At 36.6% G+C, this 17,048-nt stretch carries 15 protein-coding genes; 8 read left to right on the top strand and 7 right to left on the bottom strand.

Annotation, left to right across the window (positions count from 1 at the left end):
- The first annotated feature begins 29 nt into the window (after window positions 1–29).
- On the top strand, window positions 30–749 hold the full coding sequence (locus BQ3481_RS10545; RefSeq protein WP_231911797.1) for a VIT1/CCC1 transporter family protein: 720 nt from the start codon (window positions 30–32) through the stop codon (window positions 747–749).
- On the opposite strand, the gene larB is transcribed toward BQ3481_RS10545, so the two are convergent.
- Window positions 739–1,518 (bottom strand): nickel pincer cofactor biosynthesis protein LarB, encoded by a 780-nt coding sequence (gene larB, locus BQ3481_RS10540; protein ID WP_157928573.1) that lies wholly within the window; start codon window positions 1,516–1,518, stop codon window positions 739–741. The two genes, BQ3481_RS10545 and larB, sit on opposite strands and share 11 nt — an antisense overlap.
- Window positions 1,519–1,561: 43 nt before the next feature.
- A complete protein-coding gene (locus tag BQ3481_RS10535; RefSeq protein WP_157928220.1) occupies window positions 1,562–2,470 on the bottom strand; it encodes a malate dehydrogenase in 909 nt (302 codons plus the stop codon).
- 129 nt (window positions 2,471–2,599) lie between these two features.
- Here BQ3481_RS10535 and larC point away from each other — a divergent pair, with 129 nt between their 5' ends.
- From larC to BQ3481_RS10520, 3 genes are read left to right on the top strand one after another with little or no spacing between them, the layout of a single operon-like run.
- Window positions 2,600–3,832, top strand: coding sequence for a nickel pincer cofactor biosynthesis protein LarC (gene larC / locus BQ3481_RS10530; protein ID WP_157928219.1), 1,233 nt, complete (start codon window positions 2,600–2,602; stop codon window positions 3,830–3,832).
- Window positions 3,829–4,629: an ATP-dependent sacrificial sulfur transferase LarE gene (larE, locus tag BQ3481_RS10525; RefSeq protein WP_157928218.1), complete on the top strand. Its 801-nt coding sequence runs from the start codon at window positions 3,829–3,831 to the stop codon at window positions 4,627–4,629. The genes larC and larE overlap by 4 nt, the downstream gene beginning before the upstream one ends.
- On the top strand, window positions 4,626–5,783 hold the full coding sequence (locus BQ3481_RS10520; protein ID WP_157928217.1) for a cysteine desulfurase family protein: 1,158 nt from the start codon (window positions 4,626–4,628) through the stop codon (window positions 5,781–5,783). Before larE ends, BQ3481_RS10520 begins: the two co-directional genes overlap by 4 nt.
- Window positions 5,784–5,796: 13 nt before the next feature.
- Here the strand turns inward: BQ3481_RS10520 and BQ3481_RS10515 are convergent, their stop codons facing one another.
- Complete coding sequence (locus tag BQ3481_RS10515) at window positions 5,797–8,628, bottom strand: peptidase (RefSeq protein ID WP_157928216.1); 2,832 nt, start codon at window positions 8,626–8,628, stop codon at window positions 5,797–5,799.
- A gap of 257 nt (window positions 8,629–8,885) precedes the next feature.
- On the opposite strand from BQ3481_RS10515, the gene BQ3481_RS10510 reads away from it, so the two are divergent.
- Window positions 8,886–9,386 carry a hypothetical protein gene (locus BQ3481_RS10510; RefSeq protein ID WP_157928215.1) on the top strand — a complete coding sequence of 167 codons (501 nt, stop codon included), beginning with the start codon at window positions 8,886–8,888 and terminating at the stop codon, window positions 9,384–9,386.
- Here BQ3481_RS10510 and BQ3481_RS10505 read toward each other — a convergent pair.
- From BQ3481_RS10505 to BQ3481_RS10495, 3 genes are read right to left on the bottom strand one after another with little or no spacing between them, the layout of a single operon-like run.
- Complete coding sequence (locus tag BQ3481_RS10505; RefSeq protein ID WP_157928214.1) at window positions 9,383–9,694, bottom strand: hypothetical protein; 312 nt, start codon at window positions 9,692–9,694, stop codon at window positions 9,383–9,385. The two genes, BQ3481_RS10510 and BQ3481_RS10505, sit on opposite strands and share 4 nt — an antisense overlap.
- Window positions 9,695–9,699: 5 nt before the next feature.
- Window positions 9,700–11,034, bottom strand: a complete 1,335-nt coding sequence (locus BQ3481_RS10500; RefSeq protein WP_157928213.1) for a VWA domain-containing protein — start codon at window positions 11,032–11,034, stop codon at window positions 9,700–9,702.
- On the bottom strand, window positions 11,024–12,658 hold the full coding sequence (locus tag BQ3481_RS10495; RefSeq protein ID WP_157928212.1) for an AAA family ATPase: 1,635 nt from the start codon (window positions 12,656–12,658) through the stop codon (window positions 11,024–11,026). Before BQ3481_RS10495 ends, BQ3481_RS10500 begins: the two co-directional genes overlap by 11 nt.
- A 361-nt stretch (window positions 12,659–13,019) precedes the next feature.
- On the opposite strand from BQ3481_RS10495, the gene BQ3481_RS10490 reads away from it, so the two are divergent.
- The 3 genes from BQ3481_RS10490 to glmS are packed head-to-tail and all read left to right on the top strand — an operon-like array spanning window position 13,020 to window position 15,999.
- Window positions 13,020–13,643: a 30S ribosomal protein S13 gene (locus tag BQ3481_RS10490; protein ID WP_157928211.1), complete on the top strand. Its 624-nt coding sequence runs from the start codon at window positions 13,020–13,022 to the stop codon at window positions 13,641–13,643.
- Between the two features lie 9 nt (window positions 13,644–13,652).
- Window positions 13,653–14,192 (top strand): 30S ribosomal protein S4, encoded by a 540-nt coding sequence (locus tag BQ3481_RS10485; RefSeq protein ID WP_157928210.1) that lies wholly within the window; start codon window positions 13,653–13,655, stop codon window positions 14,190–14,192.
- Between the two features lie 46 nt (window positions 14,193–14,238).
- Window positions 14,239–15,999, top strand: coding sequence for a glutamine--fructose-6-phosphate transaminase (isomerizing) (glmS, locus tag BQ3481_RS10480; protein WP_157928209.1), 1,761 nt, complete (start codon window positions 14,239–14,241; stop codon window positions 15,997–15,999).
- Here glmS and cobT read toward each other — a convergent pair.
- Window positions 15,992–17,047, bottom strand: coding sequence for a nicotinate mononucleotide-dependent phosphoribosyltransferase CobT (cobT, locus tag BQ3481_RS10475; RefSeq protein WP_157928208.1), 1,056 nt, complete (start codon window positions 17,045–17,047; stop codon window positions 15,992–15,994). The two genes, glmS and cobT, sit on opposite strands and share 8 nt — an antisense overlap.
- Window position 17,048 lies beyond the last annotated feature (1 nt).

Raw genomic sequence — 17,048 nt, 5'->3', positions numbered from 1 at the left:
ATATAAACAGGTATTACATACTGTAGACAGTGAACGGAATAGAACCACGACATGTAGAAGCGCATCAAAAAGAAAGTAGTTCGATAAGAGATTTCGTATTTGGTTTTGGAGACGGTATAAACACATCCTTAGGGTTGGTAGCTGGAGTTGGCGGAGCAGAAGTATCTTCTAACATAATCATATTGGCAGCTATTGTTGCAATGTTTACGGGTGCAAAAGCAATGGCAGTTCAAAATTATCTTGCCGTGAAATCACAAAGACAGATTTTAGATTCTGAAATTGAACGTGAAAAATGGGAAATGAACAATGTGCCAGAAGCAGAGAGGAGAGAAATAGAAGACATATACAAAGCAAAAGGATTTGCAGGTCAAGATTTGGATAAGATTGTAAACAAAATAACATCAGACAAGAAAGTTTGGTTAGATACAATGCTTACAGAAGAACTCAAATTAAATTTAGAGATAGTAGGAAGTCCTCTAAAAAGTGCATTTCGTATGTTTGGTGCTTTTCTAGTAGGCGGAATCTTACCAATCATTCCATATTTCTTTCTGAGTGGGTATGTTCCACTTTTTGTAGCAATTGGTGTTAGTCTTTCTGCATCTTTTGTAATTGGAGCAACAAAATCAAAGATTGCAAACATCAGCATGTTACGAGGGGGGTTAGAAATGGCAGGACTTGGAACAGGTATTGCCCTCATAGGATATGGAATAGGCTCAGAACTGGGAAGTCTTGGAATTATCAAGGCCTAGTTTTCTTTCGTACGCTTCTATTTGCAACATTAGCTGCAAATGCTCCTGCGCCTATACCATTATCAATATTAACAACAGATAGCCCAAGAGTGCAACTTTGTAACATAGATGCCAGTGCTGCAATTCCTTTTTCACCATAACCGTATCCAACTGATGATGGAACGCCAATTACAGGTATGTCAACCAGGGATGATACCACTGATGCAAGTGCACCTTCCATTCCAGCAACCACTATAATTACATCCACCTCCTCACATATCACTTTCTTGATGACAGGAAAAAGACGATGAATTCCAGCTATACCTATATCATAACTACAGATACATTGACATCCCATAGACTCACATACCAGTCTGGCTTCCTCCGCTACTCCAATATCAGAAGTTCCTGCTGTCAGTATACCTACTTTTCCTCCAGTAAAACGTAGTTTTGGAGAGAAGAGAATGGTCGTGGTATTTTTGCCCGTATGTATTTTCAATTTATTCTTTCTAGAGAAGGTCAATATTTTCTTGTAGTGATCTTTGCTTATCCTAGAAACAAGAACAGAATCTGATTTAGAGGTGGTTGTAAGAATTATTTTCTTGATATCTACAAGTTCTTTTTTTTCTGCAAATATTACTTCAGGTATTCCACGCCTCAGTTTTCTACTTATATCGATCTTGGCAAAATCTTCAATTTTTTCAACAGAATAAAGAGAAAGCAGTTTCTTGGCCTGAGAGACATTTATCTTTCCAAGGTCAAGTGATTGTAATATTTCGGTAAGATCCAACATCATTTTGATAACTAGTGTGTAGTTAAAAATTTAATCAGTTTCAAAGATTTGAGATTGCATTTTTGACGCTTTCTACTCCCTTTTTGAACCACTCTTTTTCATTTGAATCCAGGTCCAATTCCACTATTTTTTCAACACCATTTCTGCCAATAACTGCAGGCACGCCAATGGATACATCAGAATAGCCATATTCTCCCTCCAAATATGTAGCCACAGGAATAACTTGTTTTGTGTCATTTAATACCGCCTCTATAATAGTAGATATTGCATTACCCGGGGCATGAACTGTAGCACCCTTGAGTTCTATTACTTTTGCTGCAACTTGTCTTGTTCCTTGCACAATTTCCTCAATTTTCTCTTTTGACAGAATTGAAGGCAATGGGATTCCAGAAACTGTGGAGAATCTTGGAAGCGGCAACATGTTTTCACCATGTTCTCCAATCACAAGACCACGTATGGAATTCCTAGAGTAACCAGTAGATTCATGAATAAATTGTGTAAAACGTGACAAGTCAAGCATGCCGCCCATTCCAAATATTCTATTCTTTTGAAATCCTGAAACTTTGTATGTAAGATACACCATAGGATCTAGTGGATTAGTCACTGGAATTATCATTGCGTCTTTAGCATGTTTCTGAATATTTTCTACAACACCCTTTACTATTGATGCATTTATTTTCAAGAGATCCATTCTTGTCATCCCAGGTTTTCTGCCAGAACCTGCAACAACAACTACAATATCAGATCCTTTCATTTCAGAATAATCATTTGATCCTCTAACGTTGACATCAATCCCCTTTTCTGCCAACATATGGTTTATGTCCATAGCCTCTCCTTGTGGGAGGCCCTGAACAACATCTAGTAATAATATCTCATCTGTGATTTTTCGAAGAGCTGTGAATAGTGCTGCCGCCCCACCAACTTTTCCTGAACCAATAATTGTAATCATAAAAGGCCCTCACTTTAATCTCTAATTAAACTTGACTGTTTCGCATCAGTCCAGATTACAGTTATCCAGTAATCAAAATCATGAATCAAATTACAATTTATATGCATTTCAGTATGTTTAGAAAATATCATGGTACTAGTAATTGATGCACAGGTGGCTGGGATTTCAGGAGACATGCTGCTTTCTTCACTAGTAGACATGGGTGCAAAAAAATCCAAAATTATAGACGGAGTATATTCAGTTGAAGAATACCTCAAAGGTTCTAAAATTGTAAAAATGGATTTTGAAAAAACTGTAAAACATGGGACAAAATCTACATATCTTGTATTAGAGACAGATGAAAAATATCATGAAAGAAAAGGAGTCGAGATTCAAGAGTGTATTTTATCTGCATCAGACAGGATAGGACTATCTGAAAAAGCCAAAGTTTTTGCAAAAGAAAGCATTAGATCACTACTTTATGCAGAGTCAAACATACACGGAGAGCCACTAGAGTCAGTACACTTTCACGAAGCATCAAGCATTGACACTGTCATAGATATCATAGGTTCTGCTATTGCATTAGATGATTTGAGATTATTTTCAGATGAGATTATTTCAACACCCGTAGCAGTTGGTGGTGGAACACTAGCATTTTCTCACGGAATTGTATCCAACCCTGCAAGTGCAATACTAGAAATATTTCGCGGTTCGGACATAGCAATTCGTGGAGGACAGATAAAAGAAGAGATTACTACTCCCACTGGTGCAAGTCTGCTTGTAAATCTAGCAGATAGATGTTCGGAGTTTTATCCAGCAATGAAGATAAAGTCAATAGGATATGGTGCGGGGAGTAAGAACTTTGACGGATTTCCCAATGTTTTAAAGATCGTCCAAGGAGAATCAACAGAAGAGTTTCAATTGGACACCATCCAAATTCTTGAAACAAATCTTGATGATGTATCTGGCGAAACAATAGGGCACATGATTGACAAGTTGATTGCAAATGGCGCAAAGGACGTTACCGTAACAGGCGGCATAACAAAGAAAGGGAGGCCAACAAATCTAGTTTCTGTGATATGTGATCCATTTGTTACAAACACCTTGATTAGTACACTAATTTCAGAGACCGGTACTTTAGGTGTGCGAATAAGATCATCTAGTCGTTATGTGGTTCCAAGAATAGTTGTTTCAATACCCATCATGATACAAGGAAATAATTTTATCGTAAGATGTAAAATTGTAAAACATAATGAAACTATAAAACATTTCAAGGTAGAATCAGACGATGTCAAGATAATTTCAGATTCGTTATCATTATCATTCAAAGAAACGTTGGGACTGATATCAGACGAAGTCAAATCGAGGCTAAACATAAAATGAAACAGATGAAAGATTTGATGACTTGGTTTCACGGAAAAGAGAAAGCCCTAGTGGCTCTTTCAGGAGGAGTTGATAGTGCCCTAGTAGCATATGCAGCTCAGATAGCATTAGGTAAACAAGCTGTTGCCGTTACTGCAGATTATAAGACACTTTCTCAAGAAGAACTTGATTCTGCAAAAAGAGTTTGCCAAGAGATAGGAATCAGACATATAATTATTGAATATAGTGAGTTGGATAATCCAGATTTTGTAAAAAACGACAAAAATAGGTGCTTTCATTGTAGAACAGAATTGGCAGAACATCTTGTCGCGCTATCAAAAAGAGAAAAAATCAACTTGATTGTAGATGGTACTAACCTAGATGATTTGATGGAATATAGACCTGGAATAATAGCGCTCAAAAAAAATGGTGTTCAAAGTCCTCTTGTAGAGAGTGGATTCACAAAATCTAATGTCAGAGATGTTGCAAAAGAGATTGGCCTTTCCATTCATGATAAACCATCCAACTCTTGTCTGGCATCACGTATCCCATGGGGCAACACAGTCACAGCTGAAAAGCTTGAAAGAATAGAAAAGAGTGAAGTTATGATAAAACACCTTTTTGGAGTAAGACAGGTAAGAGTTCGGGATTTTGGAAACATGGCAAGCGTAGAGGTAGATAAAAATGAGATAGTCTTTCTAGATGACGAGAAAAAAATGTCTATACTTGAAAAATATATGAACGACATGGGATTTGACAATATCTTAATTGATCCCAAGGGCTATAGACCCGGCAAACTCAATGTGATAACAGATTGATCTACCTAGATAACGCCGCATCTACACCTGTTCATGAAAAAGTCATAGAAGAAATGGTTCCTTATTTTAGAGAACAATATGGAAATCCTTCTTCCATACACAGACATGGAAGATTTGCAAATATGGCCATTCAAAATGCAAGAAAACGAATTGCTTCACTCATCAATGCGCATAGCAATGAAATACTTGTAACTTCTGGAGGAACCGAGTCAAACAATACAGCAATTTATGGCATAGCATCACAAAGCAAGGGAAAACACATCATAACATCGTCCATCGAACACGATGCCATATTAGAACCATGTAAGCGCCTTGAAAAAGAGGGATATATGATATCTTTTCTTCCTGTAGATAGATACGGTTTTGTAGATCCTGAGGATCTCAAAAAAGAAATTTCAAGCGATACATGTCTAATTACAATAATGTATGCAAACAATGAAGTTGGAACAATACAGTCCATAAAGGAAATGGTCCAGATTGCAAGAGAGAAAAACGTCATTTTTCACACAGATGCAGTTCAGGCAGTAGGAAAGATTCCGGTAGATGTCAAAGAACTTGGAGTTGATTTACTTTCAATATCATCTCATAAGATAAATGGTCCAAAAGGTGTGGGAGCATTATACATCAGAAATGGTGTAAAGATATCGCCTTTGATATTAGGCGGCGGTCAAGAAAATGGACTTCGATCTGGTACAGAAAATGTGGCAAGCATAGTTGGATTTGGAACAGCGTGTGAACTTGCAAAAAACAACATGAGTGAGAATTCAATTCATCTTAAAAAACTAACCTCAAAATTAACTACTAGAATATTACAAGAAATACCAGCCACAACTCTTAATGGACATCCTAACATGAGAACTCCCAATAATACTCATTTTACTTTTTTTGGTATAAATGGGGAAGATCTTATAATAAAATTGGATGAACATAAAATATCTGCGTCTACTGGTTCTGCATGTTCTGTAAAGATACAGAAGGCATCACATGTTTTAAAAGCAATGGGTTTTTCACATGAACAAGTTACAGGGTCATTACGCCTTACAGCAGGAATAACAAATACAGAACAAGAAATAGATGAGACAGTAGACACATTAAAAAAAGTTGTTCAAGAGTTACGTGCTGTATCCCCATACAAAAGCAAGTACAACTTTTAGTTCAAGAATTCAATTAGGGCAGAACTTGAAGTTTATATTGATTTTGATCAACAAGTGGTACTAGAGAGTTCATTCCATTCCACACATAAATTTCAGCAGAATAGATTCCGGGGAGTGTTGGTACCCAGCTAATTTCTTCATTTGTAGTAGACAGGTTTACAAGATTATTTTGAGACCATTTGAGAAAAACTACTTTGCCACTACTATCTTTTATTTGAACGATGTATGAAATTTCTTGAGAATTTTGATATATGTTTGAAAGCATACTTTTGAAGTTTATTGTTTGCCCAACATGTGGACTTTGCAGTAATGGTCTTCCAGATTGATCACTAATTTGTGTAGATGTTGAAATCATTGGCATTGTGATCTTGGGCACAGGTTGATTTGTAATTGTAGGTTGAGTTTTAGCAGGAACTGCCACTGTAGATCCCACTATTACAGATCTACCATATGCATCTCGAAAGTCATGATACCATGCCTGAACATTACCTCCCACAGGAGATATCAAGGCTGTCTTGTCCTCACTGCATATCCAAGAAGGCATTTTAAAAACTCCTTTGAATATACCGGTACCTGGACCAGTTTCAGTCAAAGTAAAACCAGTGGCAGCAAGTCCTCCATATGACACTCCGTTTATAGTACAATGCTGGAATCTAAATCCCTTAATCCAAACTTCTAAGAGTATGTTTCCATTATTATCTCCTACAGTATCATCTGCCTGGGAGCCGGGATCATTTACACTTGGGTAGCTTATGATAGTATTAGAATCAGTAACCAAATCTGGATCAGTTACCGTTATTGTGACATCCGAACCAATTCTATAATTTGATGAGTCAAGTGTTACTGTACCAGTACTTGTTGGAAGATTATGTTGTGAGGTAACTGTTGTTGATGTTCCACTTTGTGCGCCCAAGATGGAAAAATGGATTGCGTTAGCATCTGTAAGTTCAGTGTTTATAAGAAATTTGATATTACTGCCAAAAGTTTTGAGGCCTTTGATTAGAGCAGGATCAAACTGGTTTAGTTGGTTTATTACTGCATATTCAATTGTTCCTGAAAATATACCGGAATTGGGAGATGTTTCTTGCAGTTCGGCTCGATATATGGCATTGTTTACCTGTTGGTTGTTATGAATTCCAAAAGAGAAAAGATCAAACACTATTGGTTGGGTGTCACGTGGGTTTGAGATTTTGCCAGAAGTATTGAAGTTAATCTCTAGGAATACAGGTAGACTTGACGACATGGAGTTGATTGAAGATATGGCACTATTGCTTATCTGCAGTAAGCCATTACCGGACACAATTTCTCCAGGAGTGACAATTGTTACTGGCGAAGAACCAACAGATCCAAAATACAGAGTCATACTGGTACTGGAAAATGAAGTTATTCCAAGTTGCTGTTGAAAAGATCTGAGATCATAATTAACCCAATTGGTTCCATTTGAATTCGGTTGACTGGTATCTATGAATAGATCTTTGAGAGATTGAGCAGAAATGCCAAGATTTAGTGTAATTTTCTGAAAATTTGGCATTGATTGAGATCGGGTATCAATTATCAATCGTAATGAGTTGGCATCAAATACAGTAGACGGTACACTGATTGACTTTGTACTATTATAGAATGTAACACCAGAAGAACTACTCAGTGTTATTGGATTTCCAATCTTCAAGGTAGGGATTTTTGCAGAAGATCTAAAAACATCTAGTTGATCAATCAGATTGGAATTGATATTTTGATCATTATCCACTAGAGTGATTGTTTCTTTTTGACCAGGACCAAATTGACTTTGGCCACTACCAACATTAAGACTTGCAGCAGTAGTACCAGAAACAATAGAAGTGCTCTGAAGATTATAAGTAATTGAACCAGCGTGAGACCTAGGAGCATTTGATAGTATCCCTATGGTTGATACGCCAGCAATGGAGCTCTCAAAAATTCCAGTATGCGGCCCTGTTTCTACAAAAGTTACTAACTTGTTATATCCACCACTAAGTGATGTGCTAGTCTGAACAGAGTTAGTTTTCAAGTTAACAACATCTGATGTATCCATACTCAATTTTCCATTGTCTTTGAACCCAAGACTACTCAAGTAAGGTATCAGATTCACTAGACCTGAACCGCTTGCACTTTTACCTGACTCTGCAAAGGCTTGATAAAATGTTGCAGGGGTAGATCCAACATTAAAAGTCCAAGAATCTTGAGAGGTAGGATCTATACCTAATTCAGCATCATCAATGGTTGCAAATACATCAGAGCCTGATGGATATTGAGTTCTATCAAGGCTTATTGATATATTTGGAATGTCAGAATAATCAAGATCAACACTTTGCGTGCCTGTAGATCTATCATATTCTATGTGCACATTATTACTAAGCGTGAAGAGTTGGATCATGGGCCATACATTTTGATTTATTCCTATTTGGCCTGATGGGACTTTGGGGTTGGAATTCAGAGAGGGTGGGTTTCGTATAACATTATTTTGGCTTGATGGAGTTGTCGGCGTACCACTACACGAATTAAAACCTGCTGTCCCTTGAGTAGTTCCGGACAATCCTGCAGAATCTGGAATTGCCACCCCATCAGTCTGAGACACATCTACTCCCAAAACAGAAGAAGTTGTAGAGCTTGAACAAAAAACTCCGAAATCAATACTTTGTCCAGAAGAACCAGATAATGCTGCTTGGTCAGCTTGTTTTGCACTATCAGTATTAGCAAAAAATGCATACCAATTACCATCCGAGCCTTGTGCCATCAACAGGTGTTTACCATTTATTGAAACATTTGGCTGACCTATTGCTTGATCTAGCTGAGTATTATCTTCCCGTACAACAACTTCTGTTATCATAGGTCCAGAAATATGATTACCGAAAATACTATTTTCTGAAGAGACAAAAAGATTAGGATGATCAGAATAGGCTTTTACGCCAGGTGAAGATGATGGTAAAACAATCATTGAAAAAACCAGAAGAATCACCAGAGTTTTATGCAACTTTCTAATATGAGAAGATGTACAAGATAACGTTATCGAATAATTCATACTGAATTTTGTTGGCATATCATCTGTACACAGGTTTTAACTAGGGCAAGAGATGAAATTGTGGTGTGATAAAACCCAAACCAATTCTAATAGTAAGTGGAATACTGGTATTGCTCGGTATTGCAATAACAGCATATCAATCACAGATAACTTCAGAAAATCTTTCAAACCAACAAAATACTATAGGTATTGGAACACAGATGATTGTTACAAAGGAAATGAATCCAGATAACAACCAGAAAGGAGTGTACTCTATTCAAATAACAGATTTTAAAAATGATGACAATGTCAAGGCAACAATAATTGATCCTACCGGCACGCCGATAATAACAAAATCCATAACAAAAAGCCCAATTCAGGAAACATTCAAGATTTCGACATCAGGAAATTATACATTACAGATAGAAAATCACGGACAAGGCGATATACAGGTTCTCGGAATTATCGGATACTATCCACATGATATAGAATTGGCAGACATTTCAGGATTCATAGCACTCATAATAGGTCTCAGCGGGCTTGCCGTCGGCATGATGTATCTCATTAGGAATCGGGCAAGGTCTTAATTGAGAAATTGATCTAGTTCAGTCAATCCATCAACTACACTTTTAAAATTATCATCGTTTTCCATAATTTTATTTAGTTTGTTAAGATCAACTTTGAAAATTTCCTTGCCATCATTTTGATTTATCACAACAAACTTGTGTTCTATCACATATGAAAGAAGATCTTTTATCTGACCTGGAGAAAGTTGTAGTTTATCTGTAAGATATGCAGAGTCTTTTTCTCCACCCTCAAGCTCTGTAAGAATAGATGACACTTCTGGATCAACTAGTGTTTCCATCATTTTTTGCTTGTCAAAGCTTTCATTCATGTCTATCAACTGTTCCTAGAATGTAATATTTTTTTTCTGTTAGATATAAAATCACTTACCAGAACTCTATCGATTTTTTCTGGATTTATGTAGTATGCCCTCCCCTTCAAATGTTTTTCAAGACTTTGAACATAGCTCAACAATTCCGACTCTTCGCTTACCATGATTGTATCAATTTCAATGCCTTCTTTTCTACATTGTTTTGCTTCCTGCAAAGTCTTTGCTTCCACAACAGGATCAACTTGCCTGTATCTGTAACACAGGTATACCGATTCATCAATGATATCCAGCCTCAGATCTCGCTCATTTTTTATTTTAGAAAGAGTTGGTTCATCAGGCCTGTAAAAATGCGAATATGGTTTATTTGCCAATATGGAATTTTTTTGAGATTCATTATCTACAAAACATGCGCTTGGTTGACCATCAGTTATCATAACAATTCTTTTATTTTGCGATCCATCTTTCTTTAGAATTTTTAATGCAAGTCTTAATGCGGCTTGATAATTTGTATAATGAAGAAAATTATCATTTGCATCATATGTTTTCAGATATGGTATATCAGAAGGGTTGATTTGTGCAGCAAGCGAACCAAAACCTACAATGTAAACAGAGTCATTTGGAAAGAATTTTTTATTTAATACAAATAATGCCCAGAGAGCCTTTTTTGCAGCCTCTATCCTAGTTCCCTCTCCAGAACTTAGAGAATATTTCATCGTAGAGCTGAGATCTATGCAGTAAACTACTGCAACTTTTACTTCCTCTTTTGTTTCAAATTTTTCAAAATCGTCAAGTTTTATTTCAAGTGGGAATTGAATTGGTTCATTTTTATTTTTTTTTCTTTGAATTAAATTTAATATTGTGACTGGTACGTTCAGATGTCTAATATCATCACCCACTTCGAATTTTCTAGTAGTATCAAGCATTACATCACTTGATCCCATGTTCTTGGTTTCGTGGAAACCTGAATTTCCTTCGTTGATTGTTTTTATTATATCTCCGAGCATTTTTTGGCCAATTTCAAAAAACGCTTTTTTTGTTAACCATTTCTTATCATCTTTAAGATATCCAAGTTTTTGCAAGTGTTTTGTCACGGATTCACTGTTTCCATATGCTGTTGTTTCTTGTTCACTGTTGAATTGATTTTTGGAAAAAGTGTTAGACATCACACTATCCAGTGTATTTTCTAGATCTTTCATCGATGGTGTTTTTTCCTTCAAGGCTTGTGTTGCCAGGGTTTTAAGAGCTTGTTTGAGTTTTTCATCAGATATTTCTGTTGTAGGACTTGCAGGTTTGTGATTTTCGCTTGAGACATAGACAAATTTTGTAGTACTAGTTTGCAATGTACATACCTTCTTTTTTGTCCAGAATTTTTGGCTCAACCCAGCACAGACCATCAAGTACCAATTCGGTTACACTTGCCTTAAGTTCATTTTGTGCATTATCTGAAACTATTAGAGCATCGTTAGAAATTTCATACTGTGCAGTTTCTTTTACAAATATTTCCTGATCGGAAATAACCTTTGAATATATACTGGCAACTAAATTTGAAAGGGCTGGAAAAGTCTTTAATTGATTATCATAAGATGTTTGTAGATCACTTGAGCCAAGAATTGTTTGAGACACTTGAAATGATTTATTCAGAAATTCATTTTTTATTGAATCAAAAATACTTGGACCTACTTCTTTTAGATATTCTAGCGAGGTATCTCTTATAGAATCAGATATTAGACTATGCAGAACTTTGGAACGATTTATAGCAGTATCATCTAGTTCAACAAGTTCAAACTTTATAGATTGTTCAATTGAGAATATATCAGATGGTCTGGGTAATGCCAAAACATTATGAGATATGGATCTAGTTCTTTCTGCCTCTCCCACAAGTAGTTCCAAACTATGTATTCCCATTCGTACACTCACACCCTTGTCTTGGTTTATCTCATTACTGGAACGCGCTGCTTGAACAATTCTTGTCAGGATCTTCAGTATGAATACAGGAATAAACGAATGAGGTATTTTTGCTTCCTGTATTATAATTAACATCTCTTCTGAGATTGATTTTGGATAATGTGTTTGAATATGACTTTTCAGTCTATCATAAAGAGGCTCGATTATTTTTCCAGAGTGTGTATAATCTATAGGATTTGCAGTAGCGATGAATACTGTTTTTGGTTCAAATATAACAGGATACGCGCCAGTTGTGAATCGTCCTTCTTGTAAGACAGACAAAAGTGCTACCTGTTTTCTAGTATCAAGAACTGGCAATTCATCAATACAAAATAATCCATGTTTTGCCTGCATGAGTTGGCCTGGAGAATAAGATTCAATTTCATAAAGTTCTTTACCATTTTTAGTTATCTTGATTGCATCTATCTGTCCAACTAGATCTTTTACAGAAATATCAGGAGTTGCCAGCACATACTTGAATCTGTTTTTACCATCAATCCATTCAATAGAAGTGTCAAGTTTGTTATTACGAATTTTTTCCATGCTTTCACCATTTATGTGGAATTTTGGAACAGATGTGGGATTGTCTTTGTCCTCCAATAAAAATATCAAATCGTCTGGTGGAAGATCCATGGGACAATCATTTGTCACACTTCCTTGGATTACAGGCATTGGAGAAAGCAATGTGTTTGCAATTGTTTGAGCTATCCTAGTTTTTGCTTGTCCTATCTGGCCAACTAGAATCATATCATGACATGACAATATTGCACGATCTAAAGCGGGGATGACGTCATTATCAAAACCTACTATTCCAGGATATTTTACACTCCCGGATTTGATCTTTGAGATTAAATTTCTACGAAGTTGTTCCTTTGCACCAATTACTTTATAATTAATTTCTAGAAGATCCCGTAGTGTTTTGATTTGTTCATAGTCTTCAGGAACACCGGCCATGATTTCAGTATACTTTGGTTCAGAATCATAACTTCTACTAACAAAATTTGTAAATTCCGGAGACATTACAATAATACTCTTTAAATTGGATTTAAAGTATTATTATTCTAGGACTCGCATGTTGTCATTTGATAACCGGCCAACTGTAACTTTGATGCATTGACTTGAAGAATTAATGGCGGTGTACACAACATTTTTCTCCATCGCTTCACTTGTATTGTCTTTAGAATTACCAAACCAGGTACAGAGTTGCTGTTTCCCTAGAACCTACTTTTGATAACTCGATTATTAGTTCCATCTACTTGTAACTCTCTTGTGCTTGATCTAAGAAAATGACCACCCATTCCAAAACCATGAAATCGGCCTGAGATGTAACGGCGCCTATTTAGCATGGTTTTTATCGGGGATGTCGGGGATTTTTTAATACTTGTCTTCACAGGAGTTTAGGCACATAGTTAGAATTGCTGGTAAGGATATTCCAGGCGCTAAAAAGACCATCATTGGAGTTGGTCAAGTAAAAGGAATTGGTTATAATTTTGCAAAATCACTTTTAGAAGTATTAAAGATTAATCCTAACAGTAATGTCGGTTTTCTTACAGAATCACAGGTAGAAGAAATTGAAAAAGCCATGAGAGATCCAATATCTGTCAATATACCCACGTGGTTTCTAAATAGGCAAAAGGATATGGATACAGGAAATAACTTTCATCTTATTACTTCTGATATTGACTTTAACGTAAGAAATGATATCGAGCGAGAAAAAGGCATGAATAGCTGGCGAGGATTTCGTCATACATATGGATTAAAAGTTCGCGGACAAAGTACACGTACCACAGGTAGAAAGGGCGGTGCGGTCGGGGTTAAGAAAGGTGGCAAGGTATTACCAGCTGGTTCACCTGGTGCACCAGCTGAGGGCGCAGCTCCTGCAGCAGCTCCAAAGGCAGGTGCAGCTCCTGCAGCAGCTCCAAAGGCAGGTGCAGCTCCTGCAGCAGCTCCAAAGGCAGGTGCAGCTCCTGCAGCAAAACCTGCTGCAGCGGAAAAGAAAAAGTAGGTGTAACAGGTGGGAGATCATCCAAAAAATTCACGCAAAATGTGGAGAAAACCAAAACGTCCTCTCAACTATGATTTACTAAATGAAGAATTACATGTTCTAGGTACTTTTGGACTCAAAAATAAAAGAGAATTATGGAAAGCACATACCGAACTTTCAAGAATAAGAAACCAAGCAAGATCACTCTTGGCGTTAACTCAGGATGTTAGAAGTACGAAAGAACCAATATTGATGAAATCACTTGCAAGAGTTGGACTAGTCAAAGAGAATTCAACCTTAGATGATGTACTTAATCTAAAGGTGACGGACTTTTTATCCAGGCGATTACAGACAATTATCCAGAAAAAAGAATCAATCAAGAGTCCATATCTTGCAAGACAAATAGTAGTACACGGTCATGTGATGATAGGAGAAAGAGTGGTTACTGTTCCTTCATATACGGTAAAGGTGGAGGAAGAAGATCAAATTTGCCTATCACCAGAATTAGATCTTAGCAAGACAAAACAACAGCCTGTTCAAAAAGTAGAAACCGAACAACCAACGGAATAACACACACGCAATCATTATTTATCAATAATATGTATACGATATCAACATGTGTTCAATTATAGGATATCTGGGTCTAAGCTCTGCTGCACCAATAATAGTCAAGGGATTAAAGAGAATGGAATACCGTGGTTATGACAGTGTAGGAGTTGCCACTTTTTCCGAACATCAAATCAGTGTAAGAAAGGGTGTGGGTAAAGTTTTAGAAGTAAACAAAACAGAAAAACTAGACGAGCTTTCTGGAACAATAGGCATAGGACATACTAGGTGGGCTACTCATGGAATGGTAACTGACACAAATGCTCATCCACATCCATCAAGTTCAGGAGAAATAGCTATTGTACACAATGGAATAATTGAGAACCATGAAGAATTAAAAAAAGAACTCCAAAAACATGGTTATACTTTTAAAAGTCAAACAGACAGCGAAGTAATTGCAAATCTTCTCCAGTATAACTATGACAAGACTAGAGAAATTAAGAAATCTGTTGTAGACACAGTAGCTGAATTAAAAGGAAATTATGCTTTTGTTGCAGTCTTCCAAGATGGTACATTATCTGCAGCTAGACTGCATGAACCATTGATAATAGGAGTAGGAAAAGAAGGATATTTTATTTCAAGTGATGTACTTGGATTTGTAGAATATACTGATGAAGTAATTTATCCAGACAACAAGGAATTTGTAATAATTGACAAAGAAGGATTAAAGATCTTTGATTTTGATGCAAATCCAGTACGTCACCAGATAACCAAAGTGTCAAAAGAATTTGCTGATGTATACAAGGGTCAATATGCTCATTACACGTTGAAAGAGATTTCAGAACAACCATTAACAGTATCAAGTGCTGGAAATAATACCAAACTTGAGATTGACTTGGCTTCAGATTTAATAAAACATGCAAGAAATGTATACATTACTGGAAGTGGGACAAGTTACAACGCAGCATTAATTGCAAAGTTTCTTTTTTCAAAATATGCAAAGATAAAGATTGATCCATTGATTTCTAGCGAAGCACAATTTTCGCCCGACATGTTTGAAGAAAAATCAATTCTAGTTGCAATATCACAGAGTGGAGAAAGTGCAGATGTATTAGAAGCTGTAGGTATTGCAAAAAAAACAGGGTCTAAAATCATATCAATAGTAAACATGATGACGTCCTCATTAGTTCACCAGTCATCTATTTCCATGGGACTCAATTGCGGTCCAGAAATAGGGGTTGCAGCAACCAAAAGTTTCACATCACAACTTGTTGTATTATATAAAATAATTGATAAAATATGTGATGGCTGTATGGAACTAGATCTTACAAAAGTATCAGAAGCAATCAAGAAGATACTCTCCAATGATTCTAAAATCAAAGATGTTGCAAAGAGACTGAAGAATGTTTCAGATATTTACGTATTAGGAAGAGGCATGCATTATCCAATTGCTTCTGAAGGATCATTGAAGTTAAAGGAACTCACATACATACATGCAGAGGGACTTCCAGGAGGAGAATTAAAACACGGTCCCTTGGCATTGATGGATTCTAATTCATATGTTTTAATCATAAACCCCAATGATTCCACCTATAATGATACGCTAACATCAGCTAGAGAGATAAAAGCAAGAGGAGCCAAGATAATAGGAATTTCAGACAAGCCAAGTGATGTATATGATCATTGGATAGACATACCCAGTATCAACGAGCCATTATATCCACTTGTAGAAATAGTACCAATACAACTTCTCGCATATTATGCTGCAATTGACAAAGACTTTGATCCAGACTATCCAAGAAATTTGGCAAAATCAGTAACGGTCAAGTAATTTTCAAATATTCCTTTTCAGTTAGAGCCAAAAGACTTTTTGCATCAAGTCCTGTCTTTAACATGCAACCAATAGATGAACCTCCAGCCCCTGCTCCTTCTTTTACAAACCCTTTAGCATATGAGCTCAATCCAGAGATTTCTGATTCTGCAAGTTTTAGTCTGGCAACCAGTATAGGCACATCCATTATCTGCGATATGATGTCAGACAGGTTTGCAGATTTATCTTCAGACACATAAGAGGTGGTACCAACAGCAGTATTCTTTCCTTCAAATCCAATACTTTTTGCAAAAGCAAGTACGGCTGCCATCTGTGTTCCACCAGCTAATAGAACCCTAGAGATTTCAGATGCTGTGCTAAGTATGCCGGCAACTGTTGGAATCATTGGATCACCCAATTGTGATATAATTTCAAATGGATCGTTTGATTGAAGCCTTTTCAATGCCTCTTTTACCGTTTGGATCTTGAGATCTACAGGGTTCTGAGGCATACTACTGCTAACAGATCCTGTAATTCCAAATCCTTCAAGCACTCCAAGAGCTGTAGTAGTACCGCCAGGAATACTTTCACCAACTATAACACAGTCAGTTGAAGCCCCGAGAAATCTTCCAATTATTCTGCCGTATTCAACCGCTTTTCCAACATCATCAAGACTAAGAGCTGATTCTTTTCCAATGTTTTTACCATAATTCAAGTTCATATCAATAAATGGAAGTTTTGGAGACACTTTGCTACCAGCATTTACAACAACACTTGGAATGCTTGCTGCTTCCAGTGCAGTTTTTGTCAACAGGGCTGGAGTCGGTTTTCCATCAGGAGTCATCGGAATTACAGAGATGCTTCTACAATATCCGTAGTGGATAAATTCAGCATCTGCAGGTCCTGTAAATTTTATCAGATCTGGATGTTCTCCAGCCATAGTTATTCCAGGTATTTCAGATGTCGCAGTGTAAGATATCACTAGAGAGAAGATAAATTTTTTTTGTTCAGTTTGTTTTATGAATTCTAAGCCTTTTTGCTGGTTTCCAAGTATTTCAATGTCTTGCAAT

Source organism: Candidatus Nitrosotalea okcheonensis (assembly GCF_900177045.1).
Classification (GTDB): Archaea; Thermoproteota; Nitrososphaeria; order Nitrososphaerales; family Nitrosopumilaceae; genus Nitrosotalea; species Nitrosotalea okcheonensis.
Note: the sequence above shows the minus strand (reverse complement) of the source record. Positions and strands in the feature narration are given on the sequence as shown.